This window comes from Phenylobacterium sp., assembly GCF_036502675.1.
Classification (GTDB): domain Bacteria; phylum Pseudomonadota; class Alphaproteobacteria; order Caulobacterales; family Caulobacteraceae; genus Phenylobacterium.
The window spans coordinates 1-16,201 of record NZ_DASXYF010000080.1 but is presented as its reverse complement, the minus strand read 5'-3'; the positions used below and the strand labels follow the sequence as shown (position 1 = coordinate 16,201).

Here is a 16,201-nt window from a genome sequence, read left to right as displayed (position 1 = left end):
GATGGCGCCGCGCGGATTGTTCGACCTGACCGGCAAGGTGGTGGTCTCCACCGGCGCCAACAGCGGCATCGGCCTGGGCTTCCTGCAGGGCTGCGCCAAGCAGGGCGCCGACGTGGTGGTCTGGGGCCGCCGGGCCGACAGGAACGCCGAGGCCCTGGCGGCCTTGCAGGCGCTGGGCGCGGGGCGGGGCCACGCCGAGGCGGTGGACGTCGCCGACGAGGCCGCGGTGGTCCGGGCGATGGCCGGCACGGTCGAGGCGATGGGCCGGGTGGACTGCGTGTTCGCCAACGCCGGGATCAGCTCGCGGGCCCCATCCTTTCCGGACATGACCAGCGAGATGTACCACGCGCTGCTGAACGTGAATCTGCACGGCGCCTTCTACACCCTGCGCGAAGCGTCCCGGCACATGCGCGCCCGCGCCCAGGCCGGCGACCCCGGCGGCTCCATCGTCGCCTGCGGCAGTCTCGCCATCTTCCGGGGCTACGCCGGGCTGGAGCACTACGGCGCGGCCAAGAGCGGGGTGGCCGCGATGATCAAGGGCCTGGCCGTCGAGATGGGCCCCTACGGCGTGCGCGCCAACATGATCGCGGCGGGCCTCATCCGCACCGCCATGACCGACAGGCCGCAGAACGAGGCGGTGGCGAAACAGATGGCCGGACAGACGCCGCTCGGCCGCTGCGGCGAAATCTCCGACATCGAGGGGCCCGCGGCCTACCTGGCCTCGGACGCCTCGGCCTTCCACACCGGCGACATCCTGGTGCTCGACGGCGGCCGGCTGGTGAATTCGTAGCGACCCCTCCCGGCGCAGGCCTTATCGCCCGGAACTGACGCCGTAATAATCCAGGTACCAGTCCACGAAGGCCCCCACGCCGGCCTCGACCGGGGTCTTCGGCGCATAGCCGAGCACGGCCCGCGTCTCGTCCACGTCCGCCTCGGTGCGCTGCACGTCGCCCGGCTGCATGGGCAACAGGTTGAGCTCGGCCTTGCGGCCCAGCTTCTCCTCCAGCACCTCGATATAGCGCATCAGTTCGGTGCGCCGGCTGGCGCCCAGGTTGAGGATCCGCCAGGGCGCGACGCCGCTGGTCGCCGGGTCCGGGCGCTGCGGATCCCAGGTCGTATCGGGCGAGGGCGGATGGCCGTAGGCGGCGACGATCCCATCGACGATGTCGTCGACATAGGTGAAGTCCCGCTGCATCTGGCCCTGCCCGTAGACGTCGATCGGCCGGCCGGCCAGGATCGCCTCGGTGAACTTGAACAGCGCCATGTCCGGCCGGCCCCATGGGCCGTAGACGGTGAAGAACCTCAGGCCCGTCGTCGGAAACCCGAACAGGTGGGCATAGGCGTGGGCCATGCTCTCGTTGGCCAGCTTGGTCGCCGCATAAAGGGTGATCGGATGGTGCACCGGGTCGTGCACCGAGAACGGCAGCTTGCCGTTGGCTCCGAACACCGAGCTGGTCGAGGCGTAGACCAGGTGCCGCGGCTGCACGGCGCGGCACCCCTCCAGGATGTTCAGGAAGCCGACCACGTTCGAATCCACATAGGCGGCCGGCTGTTCGAGGCTGTAGCGGACCCCGGCCTGGGCGGCCAGGTGGATGACCCCGGTCGGCCGCGCCTCGGCGAACAGGTCCGCCACCGCGGCCCGGTCGGTCAGGTCGATGGCCGCATGCCGGTATCCCGGCAGGCTTTCCAGCCGCGCCAGGCGCGCGCGCTTCAATTCGGGGTCGTAATAGGAATTCAGGTTGTCCAGTCCGACCACCGTATCTCCGCGGTCGAGCAGGTATTGGGCGACATGGGATCCAATAAACCCCGCCGATCCCGTCACCAATATGTTATCCACGGCGAATCTCTACCATACTTCGAACCACCCGGATGTCAGTGAAGGCGAAAAGTCTCGTTGAGATCAACACCGGGTCGATAGGTTGTCTTCTATCCCAGGCGCATCTGTCGGGGAAGGGGCGGGCATGAGCCAGGCCGGCGCCGGGCGCGCCGTGCAAGTTTCTTGGCCATCCGCCCGGATGGGCCGGGCCGTCGCCCAGGGAACGCGCACGGACGGCGGCGATGCGGGACCGGGGACGTTCTTGTGCCCGCCGTCTCGGATAGCCCATAATGCGTGGCTGGGGGTGTCCGATGCCGAGAGTTTACGACAGTCGAAAGCGCATTCTGGTCACCGGCGGCGCCGGGTTTCTAGGGTCACATCTTATCGATCGTCTGCTGGCCCATGGCCACGAAGTGATTTGTTGCGATAATCTCTTCACCGGAACCAAGAGAAACATTGAACATCTGCACGGAAATCCAGCCTTCGAATTTCTGCGACACGACGTCACCTTTCCTCTATACGTAGAAGTGGACGAGATTTACAATCTGGCGTGCCCGGCATCGCCTATTCACTACCAGCATGATCCAGTCCAGACCACCAAGACCTCGGTGCACGGGGCCATCAACATGCTGGGGCTGGCGAAGCGGGTGGGGTCCAAGGTGCTGCAAGCCTCGACCAGCGAGGTTTATGGCGACCCCGCAATCCACCCACAGACGGAACAGTATTGGGGCAACGTAAATCCGATCGGCCCGAGATCTTGCTACGACGAAGGAAAGCGTTGCGCCGAGACGTTGTTCTTCGATTACTGGCGACAGAACCGCCTGCGGATCAAGGTCGCGAGGATCTTCAACACCTATGGGCCGCGGATGCACCCGAACGACGGGCGCGTGGTGTCGAATTTCATCGTCCAGGCGCTGACGGGCGAGCCGATCACCATCTTCGGGGAAGGCCAGCAGACCCGTTCGTTCTGCTTCGTCGCGGACATGGTGCGCGGCCTGCACCAGTTGATGGACACTGCCGACGAATTCACGGGGCCGATGAATCTCGGCAACCCCCGCGAGTTCACCATCCTGGAGCTCGCCGAGCGGGTCATCAGCTTGACCGCATCGAGCTCGAAGCTGGTCTTCCTGCCGCTGCCGGAAGACGACCCCAGGCAGCGACAGCCGGACATCGGCCTGGCCACGTCCGAGATGGGCTGGAGTCCGGAGGTGGACCTGGACGACGGGCTGCTGTCGACGATTTCATATTTCAAGGAACGCCTTCAATAGGTTGAAGGGGTTTCCGCATGGCCGTGGCGTGCGTTGCGACCGAGCTTGCGGCCTGCCAAAAGTCTTGCTGCACTGCGGCGAAATTGAGTTAAACTCGCCTTAATTTGGGTCAGGCGTCTGGGCTACTGAGCGCTTGGTGGGCGCCTGGGGGTGATTCCTGTGCGCCGTGGGGTTCTTCGGTTAGCCGGGCCGTAGTTAAGGCATTATAAATCCTTAACAGCAGGGAGCGACATGTGACTCGGAGTCCGTGAGAAACATTTCTTTCTCGCGCACGATGAATCGTGTGTGTACTAAGAGTACGACAACAAAAAAATCTCCGCAGGGCCGAACTATCCTGCGTTATCCTGAGTTTCTTAGGGAGTCTGGTTGGTAAGTCTCCTTGGGCGTTAACCGTATGTCCGATTATGTCGCGAATGGTGTAGCTGGCGCGATTCCGCTTAATCGGAAATCGCAGCCATCCAGTGGAGCGGTGGGGCAGGTCTTTCTGAAGATCTTCTTGATTTCCCTCCTGATCTTTATGCTCCCGTTAATGATCGTCGTCGCCGTCCTGATCAAGCTGGAGGACGGGGGGCCGGTGCTGTTCCGGCACAAGCGGGTCGGCCTGGGCGGCAGACCCTTCTACTGCTTCAAGTTCCGCACGATGCGCGTCGACGCCGAGACCTATCTCGCCGCGCTGCTGGCCAGCGACCCGCGCGCCCGCGAGGAATGGGAACGCGACCACAAGCTTCGTGACGACCCGCGCGTCACCGCCGTGGGGCAGTTCCTGCGCAAATCGAGCCTGGACGAGGTGCCGCAGATCATAAACCTGCTCCGCGGCGACATGAGCGTTGTCGGGCCGCGGCCGATCGTCGAGGGCGAGATCGCGAAATACGGCTGGCGCTACAAGCATTACAACGCCGTGAAGCCCGGCTTGACCGGGCTCTGGCAGGTCAGCGGGCGCAGCAATGTCCGATATCGCCGCCGCGTGGCCATGGACGTGCTCTATGCGTCGCGAAAGAGTGTCGGGCTGGACCTTTGGATCATCGCCAAGACCATCCCCGCCGTCATGCAGAGCGACGGGTCCTACTGACTGCGTTCTATCGCGGCGTAGGCGACAAGAAGCCGGGATCAGGGGGGGCTAAGCGGAGCCGGGTCCGGCGGGGAGACGGTTCGCCGTGCGCCCGGCGGGATCCGGTCGAAACCTCGGAGTGCGAAGTTGGAAGAGTCCCATTGCGCCTATTCCCTGAGCCAGACGGATTCGGGTTGGATGTGGCGCCTGTTCGACGAGGATGGCGTGATGATCGCCGATGGCTCGGCGCCGGACCAGTCCACGGCGCAGAAGGGCGTGATGGCGGCGTTCTGGCGCGGCGTGGGCTCGGCGTCCTCGTTCCTGACCGACGAGCAGCCGGGCGGCGATTCCACGTTGGGCACGTAATCGCCGCCGCCGCGGCGCCCTGGAAGGGCCACGTTCTTCCCCTAGTCGGAAGACGCTCTGGCGGAATCGGATCCGTCCGTCGCCGATGCGCCGGCCGGCTTCACGTCTTCTTTCCAAATTGGACTTCTAATCAGGTCATGTGCAATTTTGGGGGCGCGCTGTCTGATAATGGCGCGGTGGCTGTGTGGTCGGTTCCAGATTCCGGGTTGCACTGGAAGGGCGAAGCTCATCAGCAGATGAACCTGCTCTTCAGAACCTCGAAGCGCAGCCAGGGGACGCGTGGATGAAGCGCCGATTGCGGGCCGGCGGGCTCCGTCCATCGTTGGGAGCAAGGCCGAGGCTTTGCGCGATGCTGTTCGGCCTCCTGGGATTGGTGGCGGTGGGAAAGCCGGGCGCGGCCTGCGCGGAAGAGGGGTTTCCCAGGACGCGCAACGTTGCGGTGGGGGAACGACCGCTGCCGGGCTATGAGGCGAGCGGGTTCCGGCTGGGCTCATTTGACATTTACCCCCGCGTGACCACCAGCGTCGATCACGACGACAACATCTACGCCGCGGACACCGATCCGATCTCGGACGTCATCGTCGGCGTGACTCCGGAAGTGGATGTGCACTCGAACTGGGCGCGCCACTCGCTTGCGTTGTCGGCCAACTCCAATTTCGTCCGCTACGTCGACCAGAAGACGGAAAACACCGACGGCTGGAAGGTCAAGGCGAGGGGGAAGTTGGACATCACCCGGGAGCTCAACGCGAGTCTTGAGGTCTCCCAGACCCGCCAAACCGAGCCAAGGTATTCCTCCGCCTACGTGTCGACCGCGCTGGAGCCCATCCAGTACGACACATCCTTTGCTCAGGTGTCGGCGGCGGCGACGCTGAACCGGTGGCACATCTCCTCCAGCCTGTCGGACGCCCGCGCGCGGTATGCCGACGTCGCCCTGCGCACCGGCGGCACGCTTACCCAGAAGTTCCGCGACCGGGACGACGGCGTGGGCGTCCTGCGGGTCGACTACGCGCTCAGCCCGTCGATCGCGGTGTTCACCGAGGGGTCGCTCACCCGGACCCGTTACCGGCTGAACGTCGGACAGGATCGCGACTCCGATGGACGCTCGATCCTGGCCGGGATCGACATGGAGATCACCAACCTGATCACCGGCGAGATCAGCTTCGGACATATCACGCAGAGTTTCGACGATCCGAGGCGCAACAGCATATCCGACGCCCACTACCGCGCGCGGATCCGGTGGTTCCCCACCCAGCTCATCACGGTGACGCTTACCGGAAACCAGGAGATCACCGACAGCGGCCTGGAGACCAATTCCACCGTGATCACGCGTGAAGCCGGCCTGCAGGCGGACTACGAACTGTTGAGGAACCTGATCATCAACGGGTGGTCGAGATACGTCCAGAGCGACTACCAGGGCCTGGACCGCCGCGACAAGCGGATCGAGTCCGGAGTGGGCTTGAATTACCTGATGAACAGCGCCGTGGGCGTCAACCTGCACTATTCACACGGCAAACAGGATTCGTCAGGCGCTGCGTCGGGGCGCGGGTTCACCGACAATGCGGTTGGCGTGACGCTCGTGCTGCAGCACTGAGGGCGACGCGATCGGCGCCGTTCTACAGCCCCGGCCGGACCACGGTATGACCCCGGGGCCGCCGCGCGCCGTGCGGTACCGGAATCTCGACGTCCTGAGGCTGGTTGCAGCGTCGTCGGTGATTTTCTCACACGGGTTCCTGATCGCCGAGCGGACCGAGGCCAACGAGCCGTTCAAGATCCTGAGCGGCGACATCCTCGGGCTCTACGGGGTGTACACCTTCTTCATCATCAGCGGCCTGCTGGTCACGGAAAGCTGGGTGTCCACCCCCGGCATGGCGGGCTTCGTGTGGCGGCGGTTCCTGCGGCTCTACCCCGCCTACCTCGTTTGCATGGCCGTCACCCTGACCATCGCCGGGCTGTTCTTCTACCCGGACGGCGGGCTGCTGGATTTCCTGCGCGCCGACGCCAGGACTATCGTCAAGCACCTGGCATACCTGGTGGGGGACGGCTTCTTTTCCGGTGTGAAGTATTACGCCCATACCGCCGACTTCAGCGAGGGCGAGGTCAACGGGTCGATATGGAGCCTGCAGCAGGAAATCGTCTGCTACGGACTGCTGGTCGTGTTCGCGGCGGCCAGGCTTTGGAAACCTTCCCTGCTGATCGCCGCCCTCCTCGTCTCGACCTTGGCGCTCTATAAGGAATGGTTCGGTCCGGAGGGAGTGCTCGAATACTTCTTCTACGCCATTCCGTCGTTCGTCTCCGGCGCCCTGGCGTGGTGGTTGTTGAAGGTGCACAGGCCGAACGTCTGGATCGCGCTGGCCTGCGCGGCCGTGATCGGCGCCGCGCTCCTGGTGCACAAGACGATGTTCGTCTTCCCGCCCTGCGCAGCCTATCTCATCTTGTACCTGGGGGTCTCTGCGCCCTTCGACCTGCGGACGCCCCGATGGTTGGGCGACGTCTCCTATGGGGCCTATCTGTATGGCTGGCCGGTCGAGCAGATGGTCAAGATCGCGCTGGGGGAGCGGGCCGCATGGTGGCAGGTGTTCGGGCTGGGCCTGGCGGGCGCCCTGACTCTGGGCTTCATCTCATGGCGGCTGATCGAGAAGCCGGCGTTGCGCCTGAAGGGCGTGGTCCCGGCGGATTGGTCGCTCGACCGCAAGGTCGCCGATGTGGCCCGTGCGCGACTGCCGCGCCCCGGGGCGCGCCGGCCGGCGTCAGGAACCTGAGAGCTTCGGAAAACGCAGCAGCGAGCGGGCGACGGCGCCGGGCGCAGACAGCGCCTTTCGCCAGTGCTGACGCCGGTGGAGCCAGATGGCGCGGTCGAGCGTCCGGGTCACGCGAGGATCCACGGGTTCCGGCGACGCCTGGATGTAGCCGCGGAACCAGTTGAGGAAATAGCCGCGGACCTCGTCGTACTGGCCGGCGCGATGCACCTCGGCCACGCATGATTCCGGATGCTGCCGATAGTCGAGCCAGACCTGGCTCGAGAAATAGACCGGCGCCCTGAGGTAGATCTTGTTCAGGAACCCCTGGTCCTCGTACATCATCCGCGGTCCCAGGAAGTGCTCCTCGAAGCCGCCGACCGCTTCGCACGCGCTTCGGCGCACGAGCAGGTCGGACGGGCAGGGCGCAGGCGCGCGGCCCAGGGGATAGATGTTGAGCAGCACGTCTGGCGGCGGCACCGGGCGGTCCAGCACAGGGCCGGTCGGGATCACCTCGTCCATCCCGCCCGCCCAGGCGCTCCAGTAGTTCACCGCGCCGCAGACCATCGCCACGGAGGGGTGGGCGTCGAGGATCGCCACCTGCTCGGCGAGCTTCTGCGGACGCCAGACGTCGTCGGCGTCGATGAAGGCGATGAACTCGCCCAGCGCATTGCGGATGCCCAGGTTGCGGGTGGCGCTCATGCCCCGGTTCACGTGGCCCGGATGCTCGAGGTATCGCACCTTGGGCTGCAGCCGCCCGGCGCAGGCCTTCGCCAGCGCCGTTCCCCCGTCCGTCGAGCCGTCGTCGCAGAGCAGGAGCTCGAAATCGCCATAGCTCTGGGCGAGCACGCTCTCGATCGCCTCCGCCAGGAAGGGTTCGGCGTCGAAGAAGATGATGATCACGGAAACCCGCGGCGCGGCGGTTGCGGACGCTGGCGCCATGACTAGGCCATCCTCAGGGCGGCGTCGAACGCGTCGACATCCCAGTCGAGGACCTGCAGGCGGGGCAGGGCGAAGGGGTTCGTACGACCGGGGCGGACGGGTCCCTCGTGGGTGGTGACGGCGCAGTCGAAGCCGGCGTCGCGCACCACGGCCTCGGCGCGGGCGTCATATTCCCCGTAGGGATAGGCGAACTGGGTCACGGCCTGCTGGGCGAGGGCCTCGCAGGCCGTCCTGCTGCCGGCGATCTCGTGGCGCTGCGCCGCGTCCGGCAGGCTGGGGAGGTGGGCGTGGGTGCGTGTGTGGGCGCCTGCGGCAATCAGTCCGCCGGACACCAGGTCCCGGACCTGCGCCGCCGTCATCGGCAGGTCGGCCTGGTCGGCGGGCGCTGCGGCGCAGAGGATGCGGAGGCCGTCCATCGCCGCCGCGCGCGCGCCGGGATCCATGTCGCGAAGCCGGCTCCAGACTTCGACGAAGGTCCGCTCGCGGGCGTTCCGAGGCGGTTCCCATCCGCGCCAAGGACCTTCCGCGGCCGCGGCGTCCTCGACGACCAGGCCGATCCGCTGTTCGGCGGAAAGCTGTAGCGTCCCGTGCAGCGGCGCGCGGCGATCCAGGATGAGGCGCGCCAGCTCGTCCCACCAGAATTCGCGGTCGGACCCGATGCTTTCGCTGACGAGGTACACCGTCGCCGGAACGCCGTGCGCCTCGAGCCGCGGCTTGGCGACGGTGAGGTTGTCGGCATAGCCGTCGTCGAAGGTCACGGCCACGGCGTCGCGAGGCAGGTCGTTCGCTTCGAGCCGTGCGACGAACTCGGCCAGCGGCAGGGGGGTTCGCCTGCGGCGGAGCAGCTCCATCTGCGCTTCGAAGCGTTCCGGGCCGACCGCAAGGTCCCAAGGATCGGACGCCGGCGTCGCGACCCGGTGGTACATCAGGATGACCGGCTTCGCCGGCGAACCGGTCAGGGCGTGCGCCAGCCTGCGCCTCCATCCCAAGCTCACGACTCCGGCTTGCGGGCGCGCACCGCGACAATCACCGGGAAGGCGCTGTCGACGACCTTCAGCTTGTTGAAGTCGCACTCCTCCAGGGCGACGCCCTGGATGAAGGCCGTGGCCGCATAGACGTTGCCGAAGACTTCCACCTCGACGTTCTCGGTCCCGAACACCTCTGCGAACAGTCGCCGCGCCGAGGTTTCGGTAAGCGACCAATACCAGGTGGAGCCCCATTCATCGCGATCGACCCGGCTGATGCCCGGGACGGTGAGCAGCACCACGCCGCCGGGCTTGAGCGCCTTGTGCATCTCCTTCACCGCGGCCTGCATGTCCCAGACCAGGTGCAGGGTCTGGGTGAGCAGGAGCACGTCGAACACCCCCTCCGGAAGGACGCCGGGCTGCGACATGTCGCCGACCAGCGTCGCCTGGGGGTTGCCGTGGTGAATATGCAGGACATCCTGCTGCGTCACGTGCACGCCGCCGAACCGTTTACAGTACTCGTCGTCGCCGACCTCCAGCGCGCGGCCTTTTACATCCGCCATGTTCTTGAACAGGAATTGCTCAATGTAGTTGCGGTCGACCGGCGTACCGCGATCGTAGCCGAACTCGTCGCTGATCGGCTTCACCCCGGTAAAATCGCCGAAAGAGATCGCTTTTGGCAGCAGGTTGAGGAGCTTCCACTGAATGGCGCGCACGCGTCGTCTCGCTGAGGGTGAAATCTTCGCCAGCATCCGCCGGATGAGGTATTTCTTGATCATGGATGAAATTAAGACGGGCAAAAGGCGGAACCCCGCACGCGGAAATTCCCGGGCGTCGCTCAGGATTTTCCTGAACGCCGCGGATTTCATCCCGCCGGAGTGCCACTTCCGTATGCCATCCCTGAGAAGCTCACCGCCGTAATAGTCCGTCCAGCCCAAGCGCCCGCGGATCCAGGCCCTGTGCAACTCCACGTCCGGTTCGGCCGCGTCCCGCTGCCGGTCATGAACCAGCAGGGCCCAGCGTAGCATCTCGCGGTGGTCGCCCGACATGTTGGCGCCATGCATCCGGTATTCCGCGACGACCGCCGCGTGCGACGCCACGGGATATTGGCGCGCCATGCGGAAGTAGCAATCGTAGTCTTCGCAACGCTTAAGTGAAATATCGAAGCCGCCCACCTTCAGCAAAAGGCCTCGTCGGTAAAGCACGGTTGCGTGCATGCCGATCGAATTGCTTTGCAGAAAAGTCTTGAAGGGGGAGGGGCCGATGGGTTCATACACATTCCTGGTCAGCCTGCGGCCCTTGCGGTCGATAAATACATGCCCCCCGTAGACGAACCCCGCGTCCGGCCGGTCCCGGAGGCATGTCAGCCCGGACTCCACCCCCCTGGGGCGAAGCAGGTCGTCCGCATCGAGGAAGAGGATCAGGTCGGACGTGGCGCGCCGCAGCCCGGTGTTGCGCGCGGCGGACAGGCCCTGGTTGTCCTGCCGCACGAGGTGTACGTCGGCATAAGAGGCGACCACGCTGGCCGGATCGTCCAGAGATCCATCGTCGACGACGATGATTTCGTCCGCCGGTCGGGTCTGTGCGCGGACGCTCTCGATGGCGTCTCTCAGGAAGTGGGCGTGATTATACGTCGTGATGACCACGGCGACGGTTTCAATCGCGCTCGGGTTGCCTGGATCTGGCGACGCCCAACCGGCTGTAGAAGAATCGCTCAAGCCGAGCATGTACATGGTCGAAACAACTGCGTTGCCTTTAGTCGGGTTTGCTCTCTCCCAAAATCAAGTTTTACTTTTCCCCCGCTCTCCCGGAGCCTAGAGTGCCGAGGCAAGTTTTGTTCACTGGCCGATCATAGGGATCCAGGTTGCTGACGTTTTCGCTCAAGGCCCTCAATCCCCTTTCCGGATACACCCATATCTGGGAAATCGGTCGTCGCTACACTTGGACGGCGCCCATCGTCGCCGTGGGCGGGTTGGTGTGCAGCGCTCTGGAAGGCCTGAGCATCAGCTTGCTGATCCCTCTGCTCGGCGCCCTTATGGCCACACCGACGTCGGCTTCCACGTCAGGTATGGCCTCTGAGGGTATATTATCCTTCCTCAACCGATTTGCTGAGTCAATCGCACCGGATCGCCGCCTTCCGGTCATCGCCGGCGTGATGCTTGCGATGGTGATCGTCAAGGGCGTGGTGGCGAGCCTCAATTCGCTGTTCATCGGCTGGGTCGATGGCCGGGCGGCGCACGACGTCCGTCAGGGGATGGCGAAGCTGCTGGTGAACGTGGGGTATCCCTTCTACCTCAAGAACGACCCTGCGGAACTGCTCACCATCCTGTCGTCGCAATCCTGGAGCGCCACCGAGGCGATCCGCACGGTCTTCGCGATGGTGGCCGACATCGTCGCGATCGTCGTCTTCATCACCCTGCTGATCATGGTCGATTGGCGCCTGACGCTCATCGCGCTCGCCCTGACGCTGCCGGTGAGCGCGTTCCAGAACCTGTTCCGCGAGCGCGTGCGCCGGTTGGGGCAGCGGGTGTCCAACGCCAATCACTGGCTTGGCGAGCGTATGCTCGTGCTCGTGGACGCGTTCCGCATGATCAAGATCTTCGGCCAGGAGCAGCGCGAGCTTGCGCGCTTCTCCGAGGCCTCGACCGAGGTGCGCCGCAGCGGATTGTCGGCGGAGATGTTCGGCGTCTGGTTCGGCCCCACCGTCGAGACGCTGCACGCCAGCGTGTTCGTGTCGATCCTGCTGGGCGCCTATTTCGCCCACGTGCCGGCCCCGGTGCTGCTGGCGTTCCTGGTGCTGCTCTACCGGCTGCAGCCCTACATCCAGTCCATCGAGGGCGCCCGGCTGAGCTTGAGCGAATCGGAGACGGCTCTGGACGAGGTGGAGTGGCTGCTGGATCCGGTGGACAAGCCGCCGGCGCCGGGCGGGCGCGTCCGGTTCTCCACCCTGGACGGTCCCATCGTGTTCGAGAACGTCTCATTCACCTACGCCACGCGTCCCGCGACGCCGGCGCTCGACGGCGTGAACCTGATGTTCCAGCCTGGGCAGGCCACCGCCCTGATCGGCCGTTCCGGGTCCGGGAAGACGACGCTGGTCAATCTGATCTGCCGGCTGCTGCATCCGAGCTCGGGGCGAATCCTGGTCGGGGGCCGCGACCTCAGCGACATCGATCCCATAAGCTGGCGCGCGCACCTCGGGTTCGCCGGCCAGGACGCCGAGCTGATCGACGGCTCGATCGCCGAGAACATCGCCTATGGCCTGCCGCAGGCCAGTCTCGAGACCATACGGGAAGCGGCGGCGCTGGCGGACATCGACGCCTTCGTCCACGACCTGGAGAAGGGGTACGAGACCCGTGTCGGAGCCCGGGGGCTCAGCCTTTCCGGCGGACAGCGCCAGAGGATCGGCCTGGCGCGGGCGCTGGTGCGGCGCCCGTCCGTGCTGGTGCTCGACGAGGCGACCAACGCGATCGACGGGCTCTCGGAGCAGGCGATCCTGAACGTGGTGCGCGAGCGCAACCTGACCGCCATCGTGGTCAGCCACCGGGCGAGCGCGCTGAGCTACTGTGACCAGGGCGTGGTGATCGAGCAGGGGAAGGTTGTGGAGGCCGGCGCGCTCGACGACCTGAAGGCCTACCGCCTGTTGATGGAGCTGGCGCCCGCGTGACCGCCCGGCCAACCGTGCTGGTGACCGGCGGGGCGGGCTATATCGGCTCTCACGCCTTGCTCACCCTCGCCGAAGCCAGGCGTCCGGCGGTGGTGCTCGACGACCTGAGCACGGGGATGCGGGAGCGCGTGCCGTCCGGAACGCCATTCTACCAGGGCTCGGCGGGCGACGGCGCCCTGGTCAGGCGGATCATCCGGCGCCACGAGGTGGGCGGCGTCATCCACTTCGCCGGCTCGAAGGTCGCGCCGGCGTCCCTCGAACAGCCGCTCGCCTATTACCGCAACAACGTCGCCTCGACGCTGGAGTTGCTCGACGCGGCGGTGGCCGGCGGCGTCGAGCGGTTCATCTTCTCCTCCTCCGCCGCGGTCTACGCCCCGTCGCCGGGGCGCCTGCTGGCGGAGGACGCGCCCGTGGGGCCCAGCACGCCGTACGGCTGGTCGAAGCTGATGGTCGAGCGGGTCATCGAGGACGTTGCGCGCGCGCACGGCCTTTCCTGGATGGCGATGCGCTACTTCAACGTGGCCGGCGCCGACCCGCAGGGGCGCAGCGCCTCGGCGCCGGAGATCGCCGGCCACCTGATCGCGGCCGCCTGCGACGTCGCGGTCGGGCGGCGACCCTTCCTGCCGATCTACGGCGACGACTACGACACCCCGGATGGAACCTGCGTGCGCGACTTCGTACATGTCTCCGACCTCGCCGAGGCGCACCGCCTGGCGCTGGACCACCTGGAGGGCGGGGGAGGGTCTGGCGTCTTCAACTGCGGCTACAGCCGCGGGGTCTCGGTGATGGAGGTGGCGGACGCCATGGAGGCGCTGACCGGGACAGGCTTGCCGCGAAAGGTGCAGGGCAGGCGTCCAGGGGACCTGTCGTCCGTGGTCGCCGACAGCCGCCGGCTGCACGCGACGCTGGGTTGGCGGCCCAGGTTCGAAGACCTGGGCGTGATCCTGGGTTCGGCGCTGGCCGCGGCGCGGCGGGCCGCGGGCCTGTGAAGCGCGGACGGCATTTCGCGCTGGCCTATCGCCGGGTCTTTTGCATGATGGCGAGGGGGCGCTTCTGGAGCGCTTTGATGAAAGCTGCGATCGCAGGCCTCCTGCTGTTTCTGGCCGCCACCCCGGCTTCGGCCGCCGGGTCCATGGCCGTCACCTTCGTCGAGGACCGGGCGGGCCAGCCGCTCGACCTCAAGGGTTACGGCCTGACTTTCAACGAGGAATTCGACGGACCCTTGTCGCTGCAGGGACCGCGCCTGTTCGCGCCGGTGCACACCCCGATCGGCGCCGGCAAGTTCGACGATCCGCAGGGACCGGCCTATGCCGCGGTGGAGGTCCCCGGCGAGGACGGCCGGGACGTCACGGCCCTGAGCATCACCGCCTACAAGGACGGCGGCGGGTGGCGGTCCGGGAACGTGCAGTCGGCCGACGCCGCGCAGTCCTATCGGCAGGCGCCGTTCGGCGGCAAAGGCTTCGCCTGCCGCGGCTGCTATTTCGAGGCGAGGCTGAAGTTCCCGCAGGCCGCGCCGGGCTATTGGGCGGCCTTCTGGCTGCTGTCCCCTGACCAGCCCGGGATCGGCCACGTCGAGGTCGACGTCATCGAGTGGTACGGCGGCGATCCGAAGGGTCATCACCAAAGCGTGCATGTCTGGTCGAAGGCGGCGCCGGCGAAACATACGTTCAAATCGAACTTCGTCGGCATGAAGGACGTCATCGCGGACGGGCGGTGGCACAACTACGGGGCCCTTCAGCAAGACGGCCAGATCGTCTTCTACGTGGATCGCCGGGAGATATCGCGCGTCCCGGTGACAGCCGAGTTCGACGTTCCCCTATACGCCCTGGTGTCGCTCTCCGTGCTGCCCAAGGAAGCGGCGGCGGCGGTCGGCCCGATGGTGCTCTACGCGGATTACATCCGCGCATACGCGCCCAAAGGGCTTTGACGCCTCCAGGCCATCCGGCGCTGCGCCACGCAGTCCGCCTTGCTCGCGGCGGATTCGCCCGAGGTCGGGGACGACGTCATCCCCGGGTTGTGCGCCGTCCGGCGGCGTGGATAGGTTCCGGGCTTGTCGATCCGGGCGAGGCGGACGCCCCGCTCACGGCGCAGATGGACGGCTGTAGTTCCCGGAGATGTGCATGGGCGTCCTGAGTGCTCTTCGACCGGCGGCTCCGGATCGACGCGCGATCGTCTCGGTGCAGGTCCTCAGGTTCGCCGCAGCGGCCATCGTTCTGTTCGCGCACCTGGAGGACCGTCTCGGCGGCTTCGGAGACCGCTACGGCTTCGTGTACCGAAAGGTGGGCTTCGCCGGAGTGTTCGGCGTGGAGATCTTTTTCGTGATCTCCGGCTTCATCATGCTGCACATCGGCTGGGGGAAATTCGGTGCGCCCGGGGCGGTCGGTGACTTCTTCAGGCACCGGGTCGCGCGGATCGTTCCGCTCTACTGGACGCTGACGGCTCTCCAGATCGCCCTCGCCCTGGTGCTGCGCGACGCGCCGGACCGCGTGAACCCGGCCAACATTCTCAAAAGCCTTCTGTTCATTCCCTACCTGAGCGAGATGGGGAAGCACCGGCCGGTGCTCGAGCAGGGCTGGACGCTCAACTTCGAGATGCTCTTCTACCTGCTCTTCGCGGCGTGCCTTGTGGCGCCGCGCCGTTTCGGCATTGCGGCCCTGGGAGCCGTTCTGGCGCTCGGGGGGATGGCGCGGTATTTCGGCGTCCATGCGATCCTGCTGGACCCGTTGCTGCTGCTGTTCCTGGCGGGCGGGGCGTTGGCGCTGGTCCGGCGGCGCCTGCCTCGTCTCCTGAACTTTCCTTACGCGCTGCCGGCGGCCTTCGTCCTGATCGTCGTGGCCACGACCGTCGTTCACGATCCTCTGGCCCACGCCCTGTTCGCCATCCTCGTGGTGGGGTTGGCGGTGCTCTGCCGGGACGTTGCGGCGGACCTGCCCGGGATGCGCTGGCTGGTCGCCGGCGGCGACAGTTCCTACAGCCTCTATCTGTCGCATGGCTTCGTGCTGCTGGTGGTGGGGACGGCCTGGCGCAAGCTGTTCGGCGCCGACCTGCTGCCGGTCTACGCGGCGGCCGTCGTGGTCGGATCGCTGGCGCTGGCCTGGATTTGCTTCGTCTTCATCGAGCGGCCGCTCAGCCGATGGACGGGCGCGCGCCTGGCGCGGCGCGGCCCGCAAGCCCGCAAGCCCGCGCCGCCGCCCTCGGCAGAATGGCGTCGCGAGGCGCCGGGCGCTTCGCGACCCGGGCGGACAGGGGCGCTACCCCACGATGAAGTCGGCGTTGGTGAGGGCGAGGCCTGAGGCGAGCTGTGCGAACTTGACCTGGGCCGCGGCGCCATTGCCGTCGGCGTCGTAGAACAGTTCGCCGGTGGCCTTGTTGTAGATGATGTGGTCGTCGGCGTCGG

Annotated in this window: 14 protein-coding genes; 10 read left to right on the top strand and 4 right to left on the bottom strand. The window is 66.3% G+C overall.

What is annotated here, in order from left to right; all coding sequences use genetic code 11:
• The first annotated feature begins 1 nt into the window (after window position 1).
• Entirely contained in the window at window positions 2-790 is a 789-nt protein-coding gene (locus VGL30_RS10105; RefSeq protein ID WP_331539498.1) for an SDR family NAD(P)-dependent oxidoreductase, read from the top strand.
• Window positions 791-811: 21 nt separating this feature from the next.
• On the opposite strand, the gene VGL30_RS10100 is transcribed toward VGL30_RS10105, so the two are convergent.
• Window positions 812-1,837, bottom strand: coding sequence for an NAD-dependent epimerase (locus VGL30_RS10100; protein ID WP_331539496.1), 1,026 nt, complete (start codon window positions 1,835-1,837; stop codon window positions 812-814).
• 290 nt (window positions 1,838-2,127) lie between these two features.
• On the opposite strand from VGL30_RS10100, the gene VGL30_RS10095 reads away from it, so the two are divergent.
• The 5 genes from VGL30_RS10095 to VGL30_RS10075 all read left to right on the top strand — a co-directional run bounded on the left by VGL30_RS10095 (window position 2,128) and on the right by VGL30_RS10075 (window position 7,257).
• Window positions 2,128-3,084 (top strand): UDP-glucuronic acid decarboxylase family protein, encoded by a 957-nt coding sequence (locus tag VGL30_RS10095; RefSeq protein ID WP_331539494.1) that lies wholly within the window; start codon window positions 2,128-2,130, stop codon window positions 3,082-3,084.
• 394 nt (window positions 3,085-3,478) lie between these two features.
• Entirely contained in the window at window positions 3,479-4,153 is a 675-nt protein-coding gene (locus VGL30_RS10090) for a sugar transferase (protein ID WP_331539492.1), read from the top strand.
• 126 nt (window positions 4,154-4,279) lie between these two features.
• Window positions 4,280-4,498 carry a hypothetical protein gene (locus tag VGL30_RS10085; RefSeq protein WP_331539490.1) on the top strand — a complete coding sequence of 73 codons (219 nt, stop codon included), beginning with the start codon at window positions 4,280-4,282 and terminating at the stop codon, window positions 4,496-4,498.
• 349 nt (window positions 4,499-4,847) lie between these two features.
• Window positions 4,848-6,089 (top strand): outer membrane beta-barrel protein, encoded by a 1,242-nt coding sequence (locus VGL30_RS10080; RefSeq protein WP_331539488.1) that lies wholly within the window; start codon window positions 4,848-4,850, stop codon window positions 6,087-6,089.
• Between the two features lie 70 nt (window positions 6,090-6,159).
• Entirely contained in the window at window positions 6,160-7,257 is a 1,098-nt protein-coding gene (locus tag VGL30_RS10075; RefSeq protein WP_331539486.1) for an acyltransferase, read from the top strand.
• On the opposite strand, the gene VGL30_RS10070 is transcribed toward VGL30_RS10075, so the two are convergent.
• Genes VGL30_RS10070 through VGL30_RS10060 form a run of 3 tightly spaced genes read right to left on the bottom strand, consistent with a single transcriptional unit; the run spans window position 7,246 to window position 10,873 of the window.
• Window positions 7,246-8,175, bottom strand: a complete 930-nt coding sequence (locus VGL30_RS10070; protein ID WP_331539484.1) for a glycosyltransferase family 2 protein — start codon at window positions 8,173-8,175, stop codon at window positions 7,246-7,248. The genes VGL30_RS10075 and VGL30_RS10070 overlap by 12 nt on opposite strands.
• Window positions 8,176-8,177: 2 nt before the next feature.
• Window positions 8,178-9,170, bottom strand: coding sequence for a polysaccharide deacetylase family protein (locus VGL30_RS10065; RefSeq protein WP_331539482.1), 993 nt, complete (start codon window positions 9,168-9,170; stop codon window positions 8,178-8,180).
• Window positions 9,167-10,873: a glycosyltransferase gene (locus tag VGL30_RS10060; RefSeq protein WP_331539480.1), complete on the bottom strand. Its 1,707-nt coding sequence runs from the start codon at window positions 10,871-10,873 to the stop codon at window positions 9,167-9,169. Before VGL30_RS10060 ends, VGL30_RS10065 begins: the two co-directional genes overlap by 4 nt.
• Before the next feature lie 131 nt (window positions 10,874-11,004).
• Here VGL30_RS10060 and VGL30_RS10055 point away from each other — a divergent pair, with 131 nt between their 5' ends.
• The 4 genes from VGL30_RS10055 to VGL30_RS10040 all read left to right on the top strand — a co-directional run bounded on the left by VGL30_RS10055 (window position 11,005) and on the right by VGL30_RS10040 (window position 16,097).
• Window positions 11,005-12,804: an ABC transporter ATP-binding protein gene (locus VGL30_RS10055; protein WP_331539478.1), complete on the top strand. Its 1,800-nt coding sequence runs from the start codon at window positions 11,005-11,007 to the stop codon at window positions 12,802-12,804.
• A complete protein-coding gene (gene galE, locus VGL30_RS10050) occupies window positions 12,801-13,793 on the top strand; it encodes a UDP-glucose 4-epimerase GalE (RefSeq protein WP_331539476.1) in 993 nt (330 codons plus the stop codon). The genes VGL30_RS10055 and galE overlap by 4 nt, the downstream gene beginning before the upstream one ends.
• On the top strand, window positions 13,790-14,731 hold the full coding sequence (locus tag VGL30_RS10045) for a glycoside hydrolase family 16 protein (protein ID WP_331539474.1): 942 nt from the start codon (window positions 13,790-13,792) through the stop codon (window positions 14,729-14,731). The genes galE and VGL30_RS10045 overlap by 4 nt, the downstream gene beginning before the upstream one ends.
• 193 nt (window positions 14,732-14,924) lie before the next feature.
• Complete coding sequence (locus tag VGL30_RS10040) at window positions 14,925-16,097, top strand: acyltransferase (protein ID WP_331539472.1); 1,173 nt, start codon at window positions 14,925-14,927, stop codon at window positions 16,095-16,097.
• Window positions 16,098-16,201: the final 104 nt, after the last annotated feature.